Genomic DNA, 17,234 nt, shown 5'->3' with positions numbered 1-17,234 from the left:
CCACCAGTCACATAGGCATCAGAATTCAATTCTTTCACTGCCATACCATTGGAAACTGAATTCACAATAGGCTGAAAATTTCACAACCTTGACGCCGAACTCTGTGACGCGGGCAGTGCGCGCTTCCCGCCTGCCCCTCCAGTGCCGCCATAGCCCTGAACTGCGACTTTAACGCAGACGAGCGGGATGTTGCTATCCCCAGAGGCCACACTGGGCCCATAACTATTAAATAAACTCAAAGAAGATAATTAGACTCTCTAGCACGGCTATTTTACTTTCGCCCCATCGGTAAACTCTGTATCACGATGGGCTGAAAATGGTCTGTCGCCCCGCCATTCCCGGCGTGCACCGCAGTGCACTCCGCCATGAAGGGATCGACATGCGCGTGCGCAAGGTCGTCACCGTATTCGGGTTCATCGGTGCGATCACCCTGGCTCAGATGGTCCTGGCCGTCCCGAACGCCGGCGCCGAACCGAACTGGGACGCGATGGCTCAGTGCGAATCGGGCGGAAACTGGGCGGCGGACACCGGCAACGGCTTCTATGGCGGGCTGCAGTTCACCCCGGCCACGTGGTCTTCCCACGGCGGAATGGGATCGCCTGCCGCAGCGAGCCGGGAGGAACAGATCCGCGTGGCACGCAACGTGATGCAGACCCAGGGTCTCGGCGCCTGGCCGGTCTGCGGGGGCCCGGTCGGTCAGGCCACCGGAACCTGCCGCCAGGTGATGGTCTGGATCCCCCTGAGGAACCTGCCGCGGCTGTGCACCTTCGTGCTCAACCCGCTGGGCTGAAACCGACATTCACGAACCACGAATGCTCGCTGTCACTCACATCGAGGCCGAGCGGGTACACCTGCGTATGGGCCGTGACGACGACGCCGAGGGGCTCATCGAGACGCAGGCCGATGAGCGGGTACGTCGTTTCCTCGGCGGGCCGCGCGCCGAAGCGGATGTCCGGGCAGTGGTGGCCGCGGCGGGCGCGCCGACCCTGTTGGCCGCCGACGGCTGCTACGTCGTCGCTGACAAGGAATCCGATGCGATGCTCGGCATGGTGACGCTCAGCCGACGCAGTCCCGACCTTCCCGGTCATGTGCAGGAGCGCGGCGACGAGCTCGAGCTCAGCTACGTGTTCCGCGCACATGCTTGGGGCAGGGGCTACGCGACCGAAGCTGCTCGTGCGCTACTGCGCTGCGCCGCACAGCAACTCGCTGACCACCCGATCGTCATCATCACCCAGTCGGCAAACCTCGCGGCGCTCCGCCTCGCCGACCGACTCGGGTTCACGCGGGTGGAAACCTTCGAGCAATTCAATGCCGAGCAGGTGCTGGCCAGCGCTCAGCTCAGGACGTTCCTGCGGCCGTAGTGCTTTCGAGCGTTGAAAAAGTCTTGGCCAGCACCGAACTCACTCTCAGCAAACCCTCAGTAGGGCACTGCAACATCTAGGTGGGCGCCGGCACGGCGCATATATGTCGGTGTCGCAAGGGAAGAAGCAAACGGAATGAATTACTGGTCGGGTAGATCGCCGCAGAATAGCAATCGCGAATGGGATGCGAAACAGGCGGTGGATCAACGCAATCCAAGCCCATGGAGCCGGACCGGCTATCAGCAACCGTTTCCTCCGTATGGGCTGCATCCCGAGATGACCCAGAAGTTCGATGCACCTCCGGTACAGGACGTTTCACCGCCGAAGAAGAAGTCCCGCGTCGGTGTGCTGGTTGCCGGCACTGCCGCGGTGGCCATGGCTACCGGTGCCGTCGCGGCCGTCGCGGTGGTCGACCAGTCCGGAAAGCCCACGACTGTCGCACAGGCGCCGGCTGCTGACCACGCCCGCATACCGTCGCCGGCCACCGGATCCACCCCCGTTCAGCCGAAGGGTTCCGCACCGGCCGGATCGGTCGAACAGGTATCTGCCAAGGTGCTGCCCAGTGTGGTGAAGCTGCAGATAGTGACCGGGCAGGGGCGTGAGGAGGGATCCGGGATCGTCCTCAGCGAGGACGGTCTGATCCTCACCAACAACCATGTCGTCGCGGCTGCCGCGCGCGGCGCGGGCACTCAGGGACCGCTCGCCGCCGAGGACTCACCTGGTGGTCAGTTCCCCGGAATGCCACGCGGTCTGTTCCCTGGTGGGCAGTTCCCCGGTGACGACCAGTACTCGCCTGACGGACCGTCGGCCAGGACTTCCGGCCGGACCAACGGCGCAATGCAGGCGACCGTGACCATGTCCGATGGTCGCACCGTGCCCTTCACCGTCGTCGGCACCGACCCCGACGACGACATCGCGGTGGTGAAAGCGCAGAACGTGTCCGGGTTGACCCCGATCACGATCGGTTCCTCGAAAGACCTGAAGGTGGGGCAGAACGTCGTCGCGGTGGGCTCGCCGTTGGGCCTGCAGGGAACGGTGACCACCGGCATCATCAGCGCGCTGGACCGCCCGGTCGCCACCGGCGACGAGCAGAGTGGCCAGAATTCGGTGATGAGCGCCATTCAGACCGACGCCGCGATCAATCCGGGTAACTCCGGCGGTGCACTGGTCGACATGAACGGCGACCTCATCGGGGTGAACTCGGCGATCGCATCGTTGGGCGGTGGCCAGGGTTCGCAGGGCGGTGGGCAGGCCGGCTCCATCGGTCTGGGCTTCGCGATTCCGGTGGATCAGGCCAAACGGATTGCTGACGAACTGGTCTCGACCGGAACCGTCCAGCATGCCTCGCTGGGTGTCCAGCTCTCCGGTAACGATTCGCACGGCGCAACGGTTGCCGGCGTGGTCGCCGGGGGCCCGGCAGCCGCCGCCGGTCTGCCCGACGGCGCGGTGATCACCAAGGTCGACAATCAGGTGATCGACGGTCCCGATGCGTTGGTCGCTGCGGTGCGATCCAAGGCGCCGGGGGACACCGTGACGCTGACCTATGAGGATCCGTCGGGCGCCGCGCGCACCGTGGACGTCACCCTCGGGCAGGTCCAGGCGTAACGGTAGAAACAGCTCAGTGGGCCCCAGCCGGCAGTGTCCGGGCTGGGGCCCCTTGCTTTGGCGGTCGTGGAGTCAATCGACATGGGCGCAGAAAATTCGAGTGACCACGGCAGACAACGTGTGTGACGATTCGCGGATGCCCAGCACGCTCATCGAGGTTCGGCGGCCTTACATCCAGTCCGAAGAGGTGGCAATCATTGATGCGGTGCACGATGCACTGGTGGTCGCATTCCAGATCCCGGCCGGCGACAAGCATGTCCGGCTGGCATCCCATGAGCCTCATCGGTTCTCGCATTCGCCGGGCCTGGCGCAACCCGAGCTGTACACCCTCGTGACAGTCGACTGTTTCTCCGGCCGATCGCTTCAGGCCAAGCGGGATCTCTACCGGGAGATTGTCAATCGCCTGGAGGCGCTGGGCATCCCACCGGACCATGTCACCATCCTCGTGCGCGACCACCCGATGCAGAACTGGGGAGTTCGTGGCGGGCAGGCCGCCTGCGATGTCGAACTGGGCTTCAACGTCAACGTGTGATCGGCACCCTGTCGTTGCGTCCCGCACCGGGTATGAATCGTCCGACGGCGACGCTCGGGTTCTCAGTCTCCACAACAGGTTTCGCCGCGCCACGCTTCGCGTCCTTCGTTGACGGCAACGCCGGCGAGAAGGAGTGCGGCGATCGGATCAGCCCAACTCCATCCGAACAGACCGCTGAGCGGGAACCGAGTTTTGCGAGATCGCTGGCGGCATACCGCAAGAAGTTGTATGCCGTGCAGCGCTAGCTCGCGTCGGTTGCGATCAGATGGCCCCAGGCGTGCCGGGCGGGCTCATCGACCCGTCCACATTCGGCACCATCGCCGGGGCGGGTATGCCGCCTTCGGCAGCGTTGTCACCGGGTATTCCGTCGTCGGGCGTCTGGTCGTACATTCCTCCCCAACAGGCTGGATTCCACCCCTCTGTCGCACATGCCGGATCATCCGGGCTGGTGGGGGAATCGAGAGCCGCGGGTGTGCGGGGTGCCGCTGAAGCGACGGACACCGTAGTCACCGGCGTAACCGCGCCCAGCACGGAGATCCCAAAGATTACTGCCACCGCTGCTTTTGTCAGCCCGCGTCGCATTTCAGAAGCCATCATCGAACGCATCTGCCGCTCCTTCATTCCGGACCAAACGAATCTGCGCGATAATTTGCTGGCGCCGAACCGCTATCGCTTATGGTCGCAGTTCCGCACCGGCTGTGGGTGGAAACCGTAACTTCGCTGGCAGAAACTCCAACGACGCCTTGAACTTTGACGTGCATGTCAAAAAAGACGGCCGACCGGCTCGCTGCCACTGCGGACCCGAACGCGTGATTGGCCGGCGCCCTCCCTGGAGAATGCCGGCCAATCACGACAGGCGGTCAGTAATCCCAGCCGGCCGGTACACACCGGAAGACGTCGCCGGCGGTTGCCACGTGGCAGACGGACGGGAACGGCAGGTGGGTGGCCACCAGCGATTCTCCCGTCGCCGCCAACTCGCGCAGAAGCTGGACGCGGACGCGAGCCGCCTCCTCGGGGTCGTGTTCGAATCCGTTCTGCCACTCGGGATTGTCGAACCCGGGCGCGAACACGGCGTCGCCGGCGAATGTCAGTTTCTCGCCGCCCGACGCCAGCCGGACCACACTGTGCCCGGGGGTATGACCGCCGGTGCGTGTGACGAGCACGCCCGGTGCCACCTCGTATTCCGTCTCGAACGTCCGCAGCTGGCCCCGGTAGTCGTCCAAGAACTGCGCAGCAACCCTACGAAGCACATCCGGTATCGGCTGCGGCATGACGGTGCGGGAGAAATCGGGTGACTCCCAGAACTCAGCCTCGGCGGCCGCCGCATGGACCCGCAGGTCCGGCCGCAGCCGTTCCTTCACCCCTTCGGTGATCAGTCCGCCCACGTGGTCCATGTGCATGTGGGTGAGCACCACGTCGGTCACGGAACCGAGATCGACACCGGCAGCCTCCAGTCGCTGGACCGTCTGTCCGGCCCGGGGGAAATCCGGGAATTCCAGCCCCAGCCCGGCGTCGACGAGGATGGTCTTGTCGCCGCTACGGACCACAACGATGTTCAGCGGCCAGTCGACCACCTCGGCCGGCAGGAAGTTGTCGCCCAGCCAACCCGCCAGGTCGGACGGGTCGGCGTTGGTGGCCAACGTCGAGGCCGTGATCGGCAGCACGCCGTCGCTGATCACCAGTACCTCGATGTCGCCTACCTGCACCGCATAACGCGACGGAACCAACTCGTCGACAGGACTTTCCGTCCGGGCAATGTTGTCCAAACTCATGTTGTGTTCCTCCTGAGGGCCGCACTGAAGACATGTCGAATGACCTGTCTTTCTCATGGGAACGTTCTCGAGCCGCAGGAACTATCCAGCGATCAAGGCTCATCGATTTGTTCGCGAAGGATGTCGCCGTGCCCGGCATGTCTGGCGAACTCTTCGATCATCGCGAGCAGGGTCCACCGCATGCTCACAGTTCCCTCGGCAGGGATGTCTATCGTGGCGTCGAGGTCGAAGCGCGACGCGATGTCGCGCGATCGCTGGCTGGCGCGCTGGAACTCGGCGATCACGTCGGGCAACGACTCGTCGTCGGCGACGGCGAACGTGCCCTCGTCTCGCCTTGAGTATCCGTCGCATTCGGATTCCTCGAGTCCAGCCCAGAACCGTTGGAACCAAATTCTTTCCGCGGCAGCGGCATGCTTGATCAACGAGATCGGTGTCGTCAGCGACGTCACGAGGTGCCGGCGGGCGTCGGCCTCGGTCAGCCCTCGTACGGTCGCAATCAGTGCGGCACGGTTTCGGTCGAGCGTGTTCTCGATGAGCGTGCGCTCGGTTCCGTTGGTGATTCGGTTGGTACCCATAGGTTTTTATCCGTCCTGTTGTGCTGGAGGAGGCGTGGCGGCCGTCGACCCGGAGCAGGGGAGTGGCACGACTGGACGCAGCCGCGAAGATCGAGAAGTCGTCGGGAGTGGTCGCTACAACCGGCTGACGGCAAACTGTGCGGCCTGGTCGACCATGCCGTTGGCGATGTAGGCGTTGTGCGCGCCGCTCGGCGGCCCGGGTGCGGCACCGTTACACACGCTGTCACCGGTGGCGCATAGATAGTACGTAACGGCCGCAAGCCCACGTAGCGCGCACTGCGTGGCCCCAGGGCACGCACGCGAAAATCGTTGGACGGGGTCGCGGTCGGATTGATAGCGTCGCCGCGACCGTGACAGCACGCGAGGAGGTGAGACCCATGGACGCTGTAACCCTGTGGGTGCTCCCACTCGCGTTCACGGTTGGGCGATCGAGATAGGTGTCGCCAGGAGCGCCTGAACAACGGCACTCCCGAAAGGCACCACCATGCATTTCACCTCTGAGACATCGTCGAACGGTGTCATCGAACGCACCTTCACCCTGGGCGACATCACCGGCGTGCTCTGGTCACCGGAAACCGGTTCCGACGGCGCGCCCGTGATCCTGGCCGGTCACCCCGGCGGCCTGGACAAGAAGGCCCCGGGGCACGTAGCGCGGGCCCATTCCTCGGTGCTCACGGACGGTTTTCACGTCGTCTCGATTGATGCGCCCGGACATGGCGACCGGCCGCGCAGCGCAGCCGATGTTCGGCTGGTCACCGCCTTCCAGCAGGCTCGGGCAGAAGGCAGCCCGTCGTTTGGTCGGCTCCTCGCTGAGTACTGCCATTCGGTGTCCGAACGCGCCGTCCCCGAATGGCGGGCGACGATCGACGCCGTGCAAGCCCTGCCCGAGATCGACGCACGGTCGCCTATCGGCTACTCCGGCATGACGCTGGCGAGCGCGATCGGAATACCGCTGGCGGCGGCCGAGCCCCGGATCACCGCCGCGCTCTTCGGAGGGGTCGTCGCACACGATGCGCTGCTCGAAGCGGCGAAACAGGTAACCATCCCCATCGAGTTCCTGCTCCCATGGGACGACAAGGAGATCCCACGCGGATTCGGTCTGGATTTGTTCGGCGCCTTCGCCTCGGAAGACAAAGTGCTGCATGCCTTCCCGGGTCGGCATCACCCGGTGCCCACGGACCGGATCGACACCCGATTCTTTCCCCGGCATCTTGGGCGGAGTGAGGGCATAGTGCCAGACTGACGGGTGCCGGCGGGGGAGCGGAGGTAGTTCACGCCTCACATGAACTGCAGGCGGGTGAGTGGAAGATGGGATATGGGTTTACTCACGCGATGCACCGTCGAAAATCATCGCGCGCTCGCACTCGGGCCCTGCGCGGTCGTGCCCGATCTCCAGCGAAGTGGGGCTGGTTCGGCAGCGATTCGAGCAGGGCTCGGGCAAGCGCGAGAACTGGGGGAAAACCTGGTAATCGTTCTGGGCCACGCTGATTACTACCCGCGATTCGGGTTCGCCCCGGCATCGCGTCTCGGCATCACGGCGCCATTTGCGGTACCGGATGACACCTTCCTGGCCCTCACTCTCAATCCTGATGACGCGGTACCCAGCGGTGAGATTGCATATGCGAAACCCTTCGGCGTCTGACGCTTGAATCGCACCATCACTCGGCCGTGAGTCGGGTCAGCTGCGATTCTGCCTGCGCCAGCACCGTTTCGGCAGTTTGCAACCTGCTCTGCAACTCGTCGGCGGCCCGCTGCGCGAGGTCGAGTTGTGCATCGACTGCCTCGAGGTCGTGCTCCGCGGCGGCGAGGGTCTCGAGCACTTTCTCGTAGCGCCGGCGTGCGGTCGTGACTTTGTGCCGCCGCTCCTTCAATGTTGCGAGCGCGTCGTCGTGTGCGGCGCGCGCCGCGCCCAGTTCGGATGCGGTGGCGTCACGGCGACGTCGGGCTTCCTCGATCGCGGCAGCGTCCGTGTGCGACTGCTCCTTCGTCGACGGCGGTGGGGTGGCCCTCGGCGAGGACTCCGTGTCGGACCGGGGCCGGGTGGTCACGGCAGACGATGCTCCGAAGTCACCGAACCCTGACCACTCTTCCGCCCTGGACAGCCGGCCTAATCGCGCGGTGACCTCGGGATCGGCGATCGCAGCCTGCAGTGTGGCGGTGACGTCGTCGCGCAATGCGGCTGTCGGATCAGGTAGTTCGGCGGCCGCGAATCCAGCGCGGGCCAGGTCCTGCACAAGTAGCCGCTGCGACGTGGACAGCTCGCGGATGCGTTGTCCATCCATGGCGGCATGCGCGGCACGCAGCGATTCGCGCAAGTCGGTCAGTTTCGGGCGGGCTGTCGCGTCGGTCAGTACGAGCAGGTTCACCACCCACGCAGCCGTCGTCGGTCGTCGAGCCGCGGCGATCGCCTTGGCCGCCAACACATCACCACGCTTCTTTGCCGCTGCCGCGAGCTCATTGCGCCGCGCGGTGAACTCCTCCGGCCGCAAGCCGTAGAGCGAGTTGAGTTCGTCGTCGACGGTCACGGCAACCTCACAGCGAGGCAACTTCGGTTTCCGGCAGTCACACTCGACCCCCGAATGCGCGTAGCTCCTGCACCGTCGTCCCGGGTCCGGCCATCGCGATTTCGCCGGCTGCTCGACGCCCCGCCAGCCATCGGACCAGATCCGGGGGAGAGCCACCGAGAATCACCTCTGGCCCCGATTGCGGCCCGACCGACCAGCGGTGGTCACCGTCGCTGGTGCCGACCGTCACCCGAACGCCGGCGGGCAGCTTCTTGAGCTGATAGCGCAGCACGAGTGGAATGACCTCCACGAGTGTTGCCGGTACCGCGTGGGCTCGTGTGTCGAAACCGACGAGATCCTCGTGATGGGTCCAGTATTCGAACAGAGCAAGCGGAGCCACCACCGGCTGTAGTAGCAGCCGCGGTATGGGCCGACGCAACCGCTCGATCACTGCCGCAAAACCGTGGCGTCGCTCCCGACGAAGCGCGGTGTCCACCATCTTCGGTGTGCCGGCCACCGAAACTCCGCGTGTTACCAGGGATCGAGCGATGAAGGTCGTCACGCCGCCGTAGCGTTCTTCGCCGGCCAGATGGGCCGCAAGATCCAGTGCGGTCCAATCGCCGCACGCGGTCGGGGCCGACGGACCCAACTCGATCAACGACACCGTCAACGCCGATCGTTCGGCCTTGACGTCCTCTGCGATCGTCATGTCCAAAAGTGTTACCGCAGACCGGCGGCGGTCGTCACATTTCCGACGATTCGGCGGTGGGGCGCGGCTCTCGATAGACGACGCTATCGGGTGCCTGTGGCTGCCATCCGTGCGAAGGTACTGGTATGACAGCATTTGTCATCGACGCTCCGGTAGCCATCCAGCTCGCCGCTGAGGGAGCGACGATTCCACCGGGGCACAGCCTGGTGGCGCCCACGCTGTTGCGCTCGCAGGCGCTCGCCCTGGTCTATGAATCGGTGCGGTGCGGCGAGATCGATGAACAGCGTGCCCGCAAGGTTCTCGACGGTATCCGTGGGCTGCGGATCCGGCTCCTGAGCGATCGGGTGTTGCAGGACCACGCCTGGCGGATTGCCGCCCAGCTGGACTGGCCGGACACCTACCAGGCCGAGTACATCGCACTGACCCAGCTGCAGGCGGACGCGCTGGCTACTGCGGATCGGAAGCTCGCCGATGCGGCGCGTGCGTTCGTCGAAACCGCTTCTCCAGCAGAAATTTTGCGGCCATAGAGTGCGGTCCGCTGGTCATGCCGCGTTTGTAACCGGGTGGTGGCGGAACTCGGATTTCTCCGCCACCACGTTACGAACGTGAGGGTTCGGTGACCGCAGGGCCGTGCGCTTCTCAACGGCGGTCGAAACGCTCGCCAAAGTGTTTGGGCGGCAGCACACCGAAGACGATCTGGATCACGAATCCGATGTACGGCAACACGGTCAGTAGGGACAGCCATCCTGACAGGTCGGCGTCGTGGAGCCGGCGGACCAAGAGTGCCCAGCCTGGAACCGCGCACGCCAGGATGAATATCAGCAGGATTACCAGGAACGTGAGCCCGAGTGTGCTGTCTTCTTCGAAGCCAGCGGCCAACATCCCGCAGACGAAGGCGACGACTCCGAGTGCGGCCATGACCCACCAGTACTCACTGCGAGACGCACGGCCGGAGAAGCGGGCAGGGCTGCGAAAGAACCGCGACAATGCCTGGCCGAATGTCGCTCCGTACAGGGGCAGCGTGAGATCGCGTGGATCGGTCGCACCGACCGGTTCGTAGTCGGGGTGCGTGTCGAACGGTGTTCCCCCGCTGTGGGTCATCGGTGCCTCTGCTCGGTGGATTGGCGGTGTCGGTGTCGCGTCTACTTCAAGACGATGACCACGGCGTAACCGTCATGGTCGCCGGTTGTCGTGGTGGCGGTGTTGTACGAGTTGTCCAACGGGACCATGCCGCCATAGGTTGCCCGGCCGCTCGCGATGAGCCGCATTGCCAGCGCATTGCGGGCGAGGTTGGACGAGACGTATGCGTGTCTGGGCAACAGGTCGTAGATGACGAACTGTTCGGTGCTGAACGAGCCACTCCAGACATACCCGGCGCTGGTCTCCACCGGGTCAGGTCCGAAGATGCGGCCATGATTGTTGGGGAACAGGAACAAGTTGTCGGAGTAGCCCAACAACGGGCCAGTGGGCTGCTGCCCGTAGGTGACGTCGTCAATCGTGCCTTGGAACCCGGTGCTGTGAACGGGCTGGGCGGGAAAGCCGGACCAGAACATCACCGTGTTGAGCTTGCACGCGGCCTCAGCAGCCGATGTCGACGTGGGGTCGACGATGATGACGTTGACCGGTTCCAAGACCGTCCTGCCGCCATACGGCAGCCCACCGTAATCCGATATCTGCGCGTCGGACTGCAGCATCCATTTGCCGATATCGCCGTAGACCGTGGGGACCTGGTCAGCGGGGGTCGGGACCCCGGGTGCAATCGCCGGGACCGCGTTGACCCCGATCGGGGTGGAAACCGCCGCCGGTCCGAAGTGGTTGGCGCCGAGGGCAAAGCGTTCGACTTCCCGGTGAACCAACTGCAGCATGGCCTGCACCATCGGCATCGGTACTTCCGGTGCGCCACCGGGATTCGCCGCCGCTGCGGACATCGGGGCCCTAGCGGTCGGCGAAGGCGAAGGGGCAGACGATTGATTGATCGCCTCGGCGGGCGAGGGCACCGCACGGAGGGGCTTGAGACCGGGGGCACGGACTGGCTCGGCAGCGCTGTCGCCCGGACGGCGTACGGGCAGGTCTGCGGTGGGAGTCGGGTCTGCGGTCGGCGTGGCAATCAGGCGCGAGCGTTGATCCCCGAGCGACGCCCTGCGGCTGTGAGCCAGCTTGATCCTTGGGGCGGGTGACAACCTGGGTTTGCGCGTCTTGACGGCAGGCGATCTGACTGAGGCCGATCCCTTGACCGTGCCGGCGTCGGTCGATGAATCCGACGAATGTGCAGTGGGACCACCCGCGTTATTGTCTGCGGAGCCTTCGGCATTGGCGATTCCAGCGTTTCCTGCAATCACCGCACCGATACCCAAGGCCAGCGCCAACAGACCGACGCGACCCACGTACATTGCCGCTTCCGGAGCGGTCGGTCCGGTGGAAACTCGTTGTTGCGCTGCGATATACGAGGCACTGTGCCGACCCATGGCTGTCCCGATCGTTTCCGGCGGATGACCACAACGCTCCGCATGTTCCCAGCCATCGTCGGCTGACGAAGTTTATACATACGCTCGCCGACCGGGATGAAGGTTTCACGAACCAATTTTGGGCTGAATGGGACCGCGAGATTCAGGGGCCGAGGAGGCTGGAGGTTGCGTGACGGTTTCAGTTGCGCAAAGGAACGGCCGCTTACCCGCGATGCGCAGCGCCGATATCGCCCGTTTGGCTTTAACTTTGGCCACTATGGCGGGATTGGACAAATACGTGAAGCACTGGCGCACAGCGCTTCACGCAACCATGTCGGCGTTGATGGTTTCCATTCCCGGACTCGTCATCGCCCCCGTAGCTCATGCGGCTGCGCCCGCGGCGAGGTTATCGGTGTCATCGACGTGGCAGACCGGTTTCATCGGCCACTTCACCATCACCAACCCGAGCACGGTGCCGCTATCGGATTGGAAGCTTGAATTCGACTTGCCGATGGGCGAATCCGTCTCGCACACGTGGAGTAGCAACCTCACGCGGTATGGCACGCACTATGTGCTCACGCCCGCGAATTGGAATCGCATCATCGCACCCGGCGGCACCGCCACCGGCGGCCTCAGGGGCGTGTTGTCTGGCTCGTACGTACCGCCGTCGAATTGCGTTCTCAACGGACAATATTTGTGCACCTAGTGTCGCGCGCGACGAACTGGGCGAGAACACGTCTGACAAAGCACCGCGACTGGCCTCTCGGCAAACGAATAGCCGGTTGTCAATCCTGGCTTTGCTAGCCGCTCATGAACGAATCCTCGCTGGCGTTTTGCCAGATCTCGGATGTTCTATTACAGTTCTCGGCTAATTACTACACCTCTGTAGTGCCAGGTGAGGTGACACCGATCACATTCTGGCAATAAGGGTGGTAGTTGCCACAAATGTGACGTGTCGGCGGCGGGTCGACTATTGCGTCGCTTCGGCCGTAATCGCACGTAGCAAACTTTTACTCGCGCGCATTTGGTCGGATCGGCGCCTGGTCGCCGCAGAGCGACCAGTGCACGGGCCATCCCTGTCTTCTCGGCGTCCAGAAGCGCGGTGGGAGGGGTGTTCGTGTCTGACACGGCTCCACACCCTCAAACCACAGAAGCGAGTAAACCCATGCTGAAGTTCGGCGGACCGATCCAGACGTTCGGAAAACATAGACAAGTAAAGAAGATCGTCACCGCTGTTCTCGTTGTTTCTGGCCTCGGCGGTGCCACTCTGCTTTCTGCTCCGACGGAGCGGCATGCGGTGGTGGCGGTTGAGCGACCGCCGGCGGGGGACACAGTCGCCAAGAAGCCTGCAGCCATCACCCCCAGACCTGTGGTCGTGACCAAGAACTCCAGCGCGCAGGACATCGTCAAGGCCATCGTGAGCCAGGGCCAAGCCGCCAGGCTGAACGAAGACCAGATCAAGACCATCATCGCCACCGCGAAAATCGAGTCCACTTTCCGCCCGACCGCCTCCGGCGGTGTGCAGGCCTACGGCGGCTCAGGGGGCGCGGCGGATGAGGTCATCGGCCTGTTCCAGGAGAAGGCCAGTTTCGGCACCGTCGACGAGCGCCAAGACCCCAACAAGTCGATCGCCCGGTTCATCGCCCGGTTCACTGAGGCGTTCAAGAAATACGGCATCAGCAGCGACGCGGTGCTGGCGGCCACGCTCGCGCAGAACCCACAGCTGCTCAAGTACCGCGGTGGCGGGGTCGGAACTCACTACTACAACACCGTCAAGGCCGCGATGAGCGCTGCCGCAGACTTGTACAGCCACGCCGTCAGCACCCCGCTGCAACCGATCACGTAATCCTTCACCCCCAACCCGTCAGACCGACTTGGTAATGCCGTAGTAGGCGACCACATCGTCGGTGTCGGGCGGACCGCGATCGTCTGCGCCACTCAAGTGGTTGGGGTATGGTCCCGGCCGGACGAGGGTTCAGTTGTAACTTGACCCACACCGCAGGTACACGCGAGAGGAAACCCATGAGGACGAGCGCATACCGCCAAACGGCACTTGCCGGCCTGGCCGCCGTCGCGCTGATCACCGCGGGCTGTAGCAATGACAAGGGCGTCGACGCGTCGGTGACGCCTCAGGTCGGATTGATCTCCACCTCCACGGTTCAGAACCCGGCGCAGTCCGCTCAAGTGAAGCTCGTCGGCGAGAGAGACGTCGAAGTGACGCTGACCGGCCCGATCGCTGCCAAGTACTCGTCGGCAACCGAGAAACAGAAGGAGACGCTCGGCAAGCCGCTGACGGGCGACCGCAACGCGGGCACCCGGGACAGTGGCGTGGTGTTCCAGCAGTTCCAGGGCGGCGTGATCGTCGCCAAGAACGACGCGGTGGGCACGCCGGCGTATATCGTCGCGGGCAAGATCCGGGAGGCCTGGAATGTCCCACGCGACCCGGGCGGCGTTCCCGTGGTGACCGGCGACAACGGCTCGGCAGGCCCGTTGGGCGTCCCCACGAGCGACGAGAACGCCGACGGCGATCTGCTCGTGTCGACGTTCGAGCACGGCAGGATCGAGTACAACGCGAAGACCGGCCAGGTCGAGGTGACGGTCAACGACAAGGTCGTGCCATCCGGGCTGTAGCTGACGGTGCCGAAGCGGGGCATGAAAGATGCTGCTACACAGCCTGATACGTGGTGTCGTGTAGGTCGGCGTCGAACGGAACTTTCCTGTTGCCGGAATTGGGATTTTATGGCTTCGATCGTGGACCTTTAGCGTCGGATTCATGGAGTGGAATTTTCAGTCGGCCGGTGAGGTGGCCGTCGCGTTGCGCGCTGGCGAAGTGTCCTCGGTGGAATTGACCGAGGCGGCGATCGCTGGGATCGAGCGGGATGACGCGGCGATCAACGCGATCTGTGTGCCCGACTTCGACCGTGCGCGGGAGTCTGCGCGGCACGCCGACCGGGCGCGTGCCCGGGGTACGGATCGGCCGCTGCTGGGTATTCCGGTGACGGTCAAGGAGTCCTACAACATGGCCGGGCTGCCCACGACCTGGGGAATGCCCCAGTACCGGGACTTTGTGCCGGCGGAGGACGCGGTACAGGTGTCGCGGCTCAAGGCTGCCGGCGCGGTGGTACTCGGTAAGACCAACGTCCCATTGGGGCTGCAAGATATCCAGAGCTTCAACGAGATCTACGGCACCACCAACAATCCGTGGGATCACAGTCGCACGTCGGGCGGATCGTCCGGTGGCTCGGCCGCGGCCCTGGCCTCCGGATTCGGTGTACTGTCCATCGGTTCCGACCTCGCCGGGTCACTGCGGACCCCGGCACATTTCTGCGGCATCTACGCGCACAAGCCAACGCTGGGGCTGGCCGCGATGCGCGGGATGACCCCGCCGCCTGCGCCCGCCTTGCCGACCGAGGCCGATCTCGCTGTCGTCGGTCCGATGGCGCGCACTGCCCGCGACCTCGCACTCCTGCTCGACGTGATGGCCGGACCGGACCCGCTGACGCTCGGCGTCGCGCACAAAGTGACGCTGCCGCCCCCGCGCCACGACGCACTGGGCGACTTCAGAGTTCTGGTCCTCGACCAGCATCCGTTCATTGCTACAGGGACCGCGGTGCGCGCCGGCATCAACCGCGTGGCTGACGCCCTTATCTCCAGTGGCGCCCGCGTCGAACGGCACAGTCTGCTGCTACCCGATTTGGCTGAAGCCGCGTTGCTGTACACGCAGCTGCTGTTTTCTGGCTCCGCAGCACGATTTCCTGTCGACGCGTACGAGCAGTTGAGGACCCGCGCCGCCGGTCTGAGTGCTGACGACCAGAGTCTCGACGCGGCGCGGTTGCGCGGCATGGTGTTGAGTCACCGCGACTGGATCGAGGTGAACAACCGTCGCGAGCTCCACCGCCACGGCTGGCGACAGTTGTTCGCCGAGTTCGACGCCGTGGTGTGTCCGATCACGCCGACTCCCGCGTTCCCGCACGACCACAATCCGGATCTGTTGGAACGTCGGATCGATATTGACGGCGTCGAGTACGCGTTCTTCGACCAGCTCGTGTGGGCCGGTCTGGCCACGATGCCCGGCCTGCCCGCCACTGCCATACCTGCGGGTCATTCTTCGGAGGGGCTGCCGGTGGGAGTGCAGCTCATCGGTCCGATGTTCGAGGACCGCACCACACTGAGGCTGGCCGAGCTGCTCGAACAGCAGATCGGCGGTTTCCACGCACCGAAGTAGGGCGCACCAGGAATGTTCCGGCCGGTTTGGGAGGCATAGTTATCGACGTTGGACTCGTAGCTCGGTCAGGGTGGCGGCCCCGCGAGGCCGGTCTCGGCTGGTGGAGGCTGTCGCCGAAAATGACGCAGCGGGAGCGTATTTCGTCGCGCGCAGACCCCCGCCGGTCTACGGATCTATCCTGATTCGCCCCACGGGTTCACTGGACATCCAACGGCCATGGCCCAATTGGCGCTCGACGGCGTCAATTCGTGGCTGCTGGACCGAATCGTCTCCGCCACGGACTGAGTGATGCCCGTTCTACAAGTCCGATCAGTCGCGTGTGGCCTCGTATCGCAGCAGGACCGTGCCGCACGGGAAGGTACGGTTCTCCAACAGTCGCAGCGAGATCCATGACGGCAGTGTTGGGAAGAACGGGGTGCCGCCACCCACGGCGGTGGGTGCGATCACGATCCGGTACTCGTCCACGAGTCCGGCCTGCACGATCGGTGCGGCCAGCGTCGCGCCGGCCACCTCCAGCCTGCCGTCGGTTTCGGCTTTCAGCTTCGTTACCACCTCGACCGGGTCGCCGCGTTCCAGCCGGGAGTTCCAGTCGACGGACTCCAGGGTGCGCGAGAACACGACCTTGGGCATGTCGCGCCAAATGTGGGCGAAGTCGACGATCAGAGGGGTGGCGTCCGGGTCCTTGTCGGCGGTCGGCCAGTACGCGGACATCAGTTCGTAGAGCCGCCGCCCGTAGAACGCCAGGGCGGTCTCCCGCTCGAAGTCGTTCCAGTACTGGTGCAGTTCTTCGCTCGGATCGGACCAGTCGATGTTGGCTTGGGCGTCGGCGATGTACCCGTCCACCGACACATTGAAGCCATAGATGAGTCTGCCCATGCACATCAGACTGCGCCGGAGGGCAAAACTCATCGCGACGCACCACGAGATAACGTTCAAATCTCCGTGGATTCAAAACGAATTGTATTCTTCGCGTAATCCGATACGTGGGAATCGCCACCATTTGCGGGCCACGCCTTGACCGTTGCCCCTTATGGCAAGGTTTAGCGTTGGGACATGGACGGGATGACCATCGGTGAATTAGCCCGTCGGGCGGGCGTGACACCTGAGGCGGTGCGCTATTACGAGTCGTTGGGGCTGCTCGCTCCCGAGCGCCTGCTCAACGGCTACCGCAACTACCGCGAAGACGACGTCCGTCAGGTCCCCGCCCACCGCGCACGGCTGTGTGGTTGGACGACACCGACTACCAACACGAAGTGGTGGAACGACTCGGCCTGCCCTTCGACGTGCTCACCGACCCTGACCTCACCCTGGCCGGCCTATTGGACCTGCCGACGTTTGAGGCCGCCGGAACGAGGCTGTTCAAACGACTCACCCTGGCCATCCGCGACGGTGCGATCGAGCACGTCTTCTACCCGATATTCCCACCGGACGCACACGCCTCCCAAGTCGCGGCCGCCGTCTGCGCCCACAAACAAGCACCGCCGGCCGACTGAGAACCCCTGTGCCG

Annotated in this window: 18 protein-coding genes and 4 pseudogenes; 13 read left to right on the top strand and 9 right to left on the bottom strand. The window is 64.4% G+C overall.

Annotated elements, in window-relative coordinates:
• Positions 1–379 precede the first annotated feature (379 nt).
• The 4 genes from HBE63_RS11170 (at position 380) to HBE63_RS11155 (ending at position 3,498) form a co-directional block, all read left to right on the top strand.
• Entirely contained in the window at positions 380–790 is a 411-nt protein-coding gene (locus tag HBE63_RS11170; protein ID WP_166904805.1) for a transglycosylase family protein, read from the top strand.
• A gap of 22 nt (positions 791–812) precedes the next feature.
• Positions 813–1,361 (top strand): GNAT family N-acetyltransferase, encoded by a 549-nt coding sequence (locus tag HBE63_RS11165; RefSeq protein WP_166904804.1) that lies wholly within the window; start codon positions 813–815, stop codon positions 1,359–1,361.
• Between the two features lie 348 nt (positions 1,362–1,709).
• The gene (locus HBE63_RS11160) at positions 1,710–2,966 is read left to right on the top strand and encodes a S1C family serine protease (protein ID WP_371815019.1); all 1,257 of its coding nucleotides are present in this window, start codon (positions 1,710–1,712) and stop codon (positions 2,964–2,966) included.
• A 136-nt stretch (positions 2,967–3,102) separates the two neighbouring features.
• Positions 3,103–3,498 (top strand): tautomerase family protein, encoded by a 396-nt coding sequence (locus HBE63_RS11155; RefSeq protein ID WP_166909658.1) that lies wholly within the window; start codon positions 3,103–3,105, stop codon positions 3,496–3,498.
• Between the two features lie 62 nt (positions 3,499–3,560).
• On the opposite strand, the pseudogene HBE63_RS31395 reads toward HBE63_RS11155, so the two are convergent.
• The 4 genes and pseudogenes from HBE63_RS31395 to HBE63_RS11135 all read right to left on the bottom strand — a co-directional run.
• Positions 3,561–3,677 (bottom strand): annotated as a pseudogene (locus tag HBE63_RS31395) (cobalt transporter); the annotation flags it as partial.
• An 82-nt stretch (positions 3,678–3,759) separates the two neighbouring features.
• On the bottom strand, positions 3,760–3,888 hold the full coding sequence (locus tag HBE63_RS31705) for a hypothetical protein (RefSeq protein WP_256367926.1): 129 nt from the start codon (positions 3,886–3,888) through the stop codon (positions 3,760–3,762).
• Between the two features lie 470 nt (positions 3,889–4,358).
• Entirely contained in the window at positions 4,359–5,270 is a 912-nt protein-coding gene (locus HBE63_RS11140) for an MBL fold metallo-hydrolase (protein ID WP_166904802.1), read from the bottom strand.
• A 92-nt stretch (positions 5,271–5,362) separates the two neighbouring features.
• On the bottom strand, positions 5,363–5,845 hold the full coding sequence (locus HBE63_RS11135) for a DinB family protein (protein ID WP_166904801.1): 483 nt from the start codon (positions 5,843–5,845) through the stop codon (positions 5,363–5,365).
• A gap of 484 nt (positions 5,846–6,329) precedes the next feature.
• On the opposite strand from HBE63_RS11135, the gene HBE63_RS11125 reads away from it, so the two are divergent.
• Entirely contained in the window at positions 6,330–7,088 is a 759-nt protein-coding gene (locus HBE63_RS11125) for an alpha/beta hydrolase (protein WP_166904800.1), read from the top strand.
• 415 nt (positions 7,089–7,503) lie between these two features.
• On the opposite strand, the gene HBE63_RS11120 is transcribed toward HBE63_RS11125, so the two are convergent.
• Both HBE63_RS11120 and HBE63_RS11115 read right to left on the bottom strand, forming a co-directional pair.
• Positions 7,504–8,370: a hypothetical protein gene (locus tag HBE63_RS11120; RefSeq protein WP_166904799.1), complete on the bottom strand. Its 867-nt coding sequence runs from the start codon at positions 8,368–8,370 to the stop codon at positions 7,504–7,506.
• Positions 8,371–8,407: 37 nt separating this feature from the next.
• Positions 8,408–9,058, bottom strand: coding sequence for a maleylpyruvate isomerase family mycothiol-dependent enzyme (locus tag HBE63_RS11115; RefSeq protein ID WP_166904798.1), 651 nt, complete (start codon positions 9,056–9,058; stop codon positions 8,408–8,410).
• A 125-nt stretch (positions 9,059–9,183) separates the two neighbouring features.
• On the opposite strand from HBE63_RS11115, the gene HBE63_RS11110 reads away from it, so the two are divergent.
• Positions 9,184–9,585, top strand: a complete 402-nt coding sequence (locus tag HBE63_RS11110; protein ID WP_166904797.1) for a type II toxin-antitoxin system VapC family toxin — start codon at positions 9,184–9,186, stop codon at positions 9,583–9,585.
• 112 nt (positions 9,586–9,697) lie between these two features.
• Here the strand turns inward: HBE63_RS11110 and HBE63_RS11105 are convergent, their stop codons facing one another.
• Both HBE63_RS11105 and HBE63_RS11100 read right to left on the bottom strand, forming a co-directional pair.
• Positions 9,698–10,159, bottom strand: a complete 462-nt coding sequence (locus tag HBE63_RS11105) for a DUF805 domain-containing protein (RefSeq protein ID WP_166904796.1) — start codon at positions 10,157–10,159, stop codon at positions 9,698–9,700.
• A gap of 41 nt (positions 10,160–10,200) precedes the next feature.
• Positions 10,201–10,986, bottom strand: a complete 786-nt coding sequence (locus tag HBE63_RS11100) for a hypothetical protein (protein ID WP_166904795.1) — start codon at positions 10,984–10,986, stop codon at positions 10,201–10,203.
• Between the two features lie 793 nt (positions 10,987–11,779).
• Here HBE63_RS11100 and HBE63_RS11095 point away from each other — a divergent pair.
• The 5 genes and pseudogenes from HBE63_RS11095 to HBE63_RS31895 form a co-directional block, all read left to right on the top strand.
• A complete protein-coding gene (locus HBE63_RS11095; RefSeq protein WP_166909657.1) occupies positions 11,780–12,208 on the top strand; it encodes a cellulose-binding domain-containing protein in 429 nt (142 codons plus the stop codon).
• 669 nt (positions 12,209–12,877) lie between these two features.
• Positions 12,878–13,348: a hypothetical protein gene (locus HBE63_RS11090; RefSeq protein WP_243858607.1), complete on the top strand. Its 471-nt coding sequence runs from the start codon at positions 12,878–12,880 to the stop codon at positions 13,346–13,348.
• Between the two features lie 176 nt (positions 13,349–13,524).
• Positions 13,525–14,133: an LGFP repeat-containing protein gene (locus tag HBE63_RS11085; RefSeq protein WP_166904793.1), complete on the top strand. Its 609-nt coding sequence runs from the start codon at positions 13,525–13,527 to the stop codon at positions 14,131–14,133.
• 142 nt (positions 14,134–14,275) lie between these two features.
• On the top strand, positions 14,276–15,727 hold the full coding sequence (locus tag HBE63_RS11080; RefSeq protein ID WP_166904792.1) for an amidase: 1,452 nt from the start codon (positions 14,276–14,278) through the stop codon (positions 15,725–15,727).
• A 165-nt stretch (positions 15,728–15,892) separates the two neighbouring features.
• Positions 15,893–16,012: pseudogene (locus tag HBE63_RS31895) on the top strand (alpha/beta hydrolase); the annotation flags it as partial.
• Positions 16,013–16,036: 24 nt separating this feature from the next.
• On the opposite strand, the gene HBE63_RS11070 reads toward HBE63_RS31895, so the two are convergent.
• Positions 16,037–16,603: a dihydrofolate reductase family protein gene (locus HBE63_RS11070; protein ID WP_166904791.1), complete on the bottom strand. Its 567-nt coding sequence runs from the start codon at positions 16,601–16,603 to the stop codon at positions 16,037–16,039.
• Positions 16,604–16,780: 177 nt separating this feature from the next.
• Between HBE63_RS11070 and HBE63_RS31390 the strand changes: the two are divergent.
• Together HBE63_RS31390 and HBE63_RS31385 are read left to right on the top strand one after the other, a co-directional pair.
• Positions 16,781–16,864 (top strand): annotated as a pseudogene (locus tag HBE63_RS31390) (MerR family DNA-binding transcriptional regulator); the annotation flags it as partial.
• Positions 16,865–16,959: 95 nt separating this feature from the next.
• Positions 16,960–17,220, top strand: a pseudogene (locus HBE63_RS31385) (peroxiredoxin); the annotation flags it as partial.
• Between the last annotated feature and the right edge of the window lie 14 nt (positions 17,221–17,234).

The organism is Mycobacterium sp. DL440 (assembly GCF_011745145.1).
In the GTDB taxonomy this organism is placed as follows: domain Bacteria; phylum Actinomycetota; class Actinomycetes; order Mycobacteriales; family Mycobacteriaceae; genus Mycobacterium.
This window is presented reverse-complemented; position numbering and strand designations above follow the sequence as displayed.

Bases quoted from the DNA above. Each gene is read 5' to 3' on its own strand.
- HBE63_RS11170 (WP_166904805.1), top strand. From the start codon at position 380: ATGCGCGTGCGCAAGGTCGTCACCGTATTCGGGTTCATCGGTGCGATC.
- HBE63_RS11165 (WP_166904804.1), top strand. From the start codon at position 813: ATGCTCGCTGTCACTCACATCGAGGCCGAGCGGGTACACCTGCGTATG.
- HBE63_RS11155 (WP_166909658.1), top strand. From the start codon at position 3,103: ATGCCCAGCACGCTCATCGAGGTTCGGCGGCCTTACATCCAGTCCGAA.
- HBE63_RS31705 (WP_256367926.1), bottom strand. From the start codon at position 3,888: ATGTACGACCAGACGCCCGACGACGGAATACCCGGTGACAACGCTGCC.
- HBE63_RS11140 (WP_166904802.1), bottom strand. From the start codon at position 5,270: ATGAGTTTGGACAACATTGCCCGGACGGAAAGTCCTGTCGACGAGTTG.
- HBE63_RS11135 (WP_166904801.1), bottom strand. From the start codon at position 5,845: ATGGGTACCAACCGAATCACCAACGGAACCGAGCGCACGCTCATCGAG.
- HBE63_RS11125 (WP_166904800.1), top strand. From the start codon at position 6,330: ATGCATTTCACCTCTGAGACATCGTCGAACGGTGTCATCGAACGCACC.
- HBE63_RS11115 (WP_166904798.1), bottom strand. From the start codon at position 9,058: ATGACGATCGCAGAGGACGTCAAGGCCGAACGATCGGCGTTGACGGTG.
- HBE63_RS11110 (WP_166904797.1), top strand. From the start codon at position 9,184: ATGACAGCATTTGTCATCGACGCTCCGGTAGCCATCCAGCTCGCCGCT.
- HBE63_RS11105 (WP_166904796.1), bottom strand. From the start codon at position 10,159: ATGACCCACAGCGGGGGAACACCGTTCGACACGCACCCCGACTACGAA.
- HBE63_RS11100 (WP_166904795.1), bottom strand. From the start codon at position 10,986: ATGTCCGCAGCGGCGGCGAATCCCGGTGGCGCACCGGAAGTACCGATG.
- HBE63_RS11095 (WP_166909657.1), top strand. From the start codon at position 11,780: ATGGCGGGATTGGACAAATACGTGAAGCACTGGCGCACAGCGCTTCAC.
- HBE63_RS11085 (WP_166904793.1), top strand. From the start codon at position 13,525: ATGAGGACGAGCGCATACCGCCAAACGGCACTTGCCGGCCTGGCCGCC.
- HBE63_RS11080 (WP_166904792.1), top strand. From the start codon at position 14,276: ATGGAGTGGAATTTTCAGTCGGCCGGTGAGGTGGCCGTCGCGTTGCGC.
- HBE63_RS11070 (WP_166904791.1), bottom strand. From the start codon at position 16,603: ATGGGCAGACTCATCTATGGCTTCAATGTGTCGGTGGACGGGTACATC.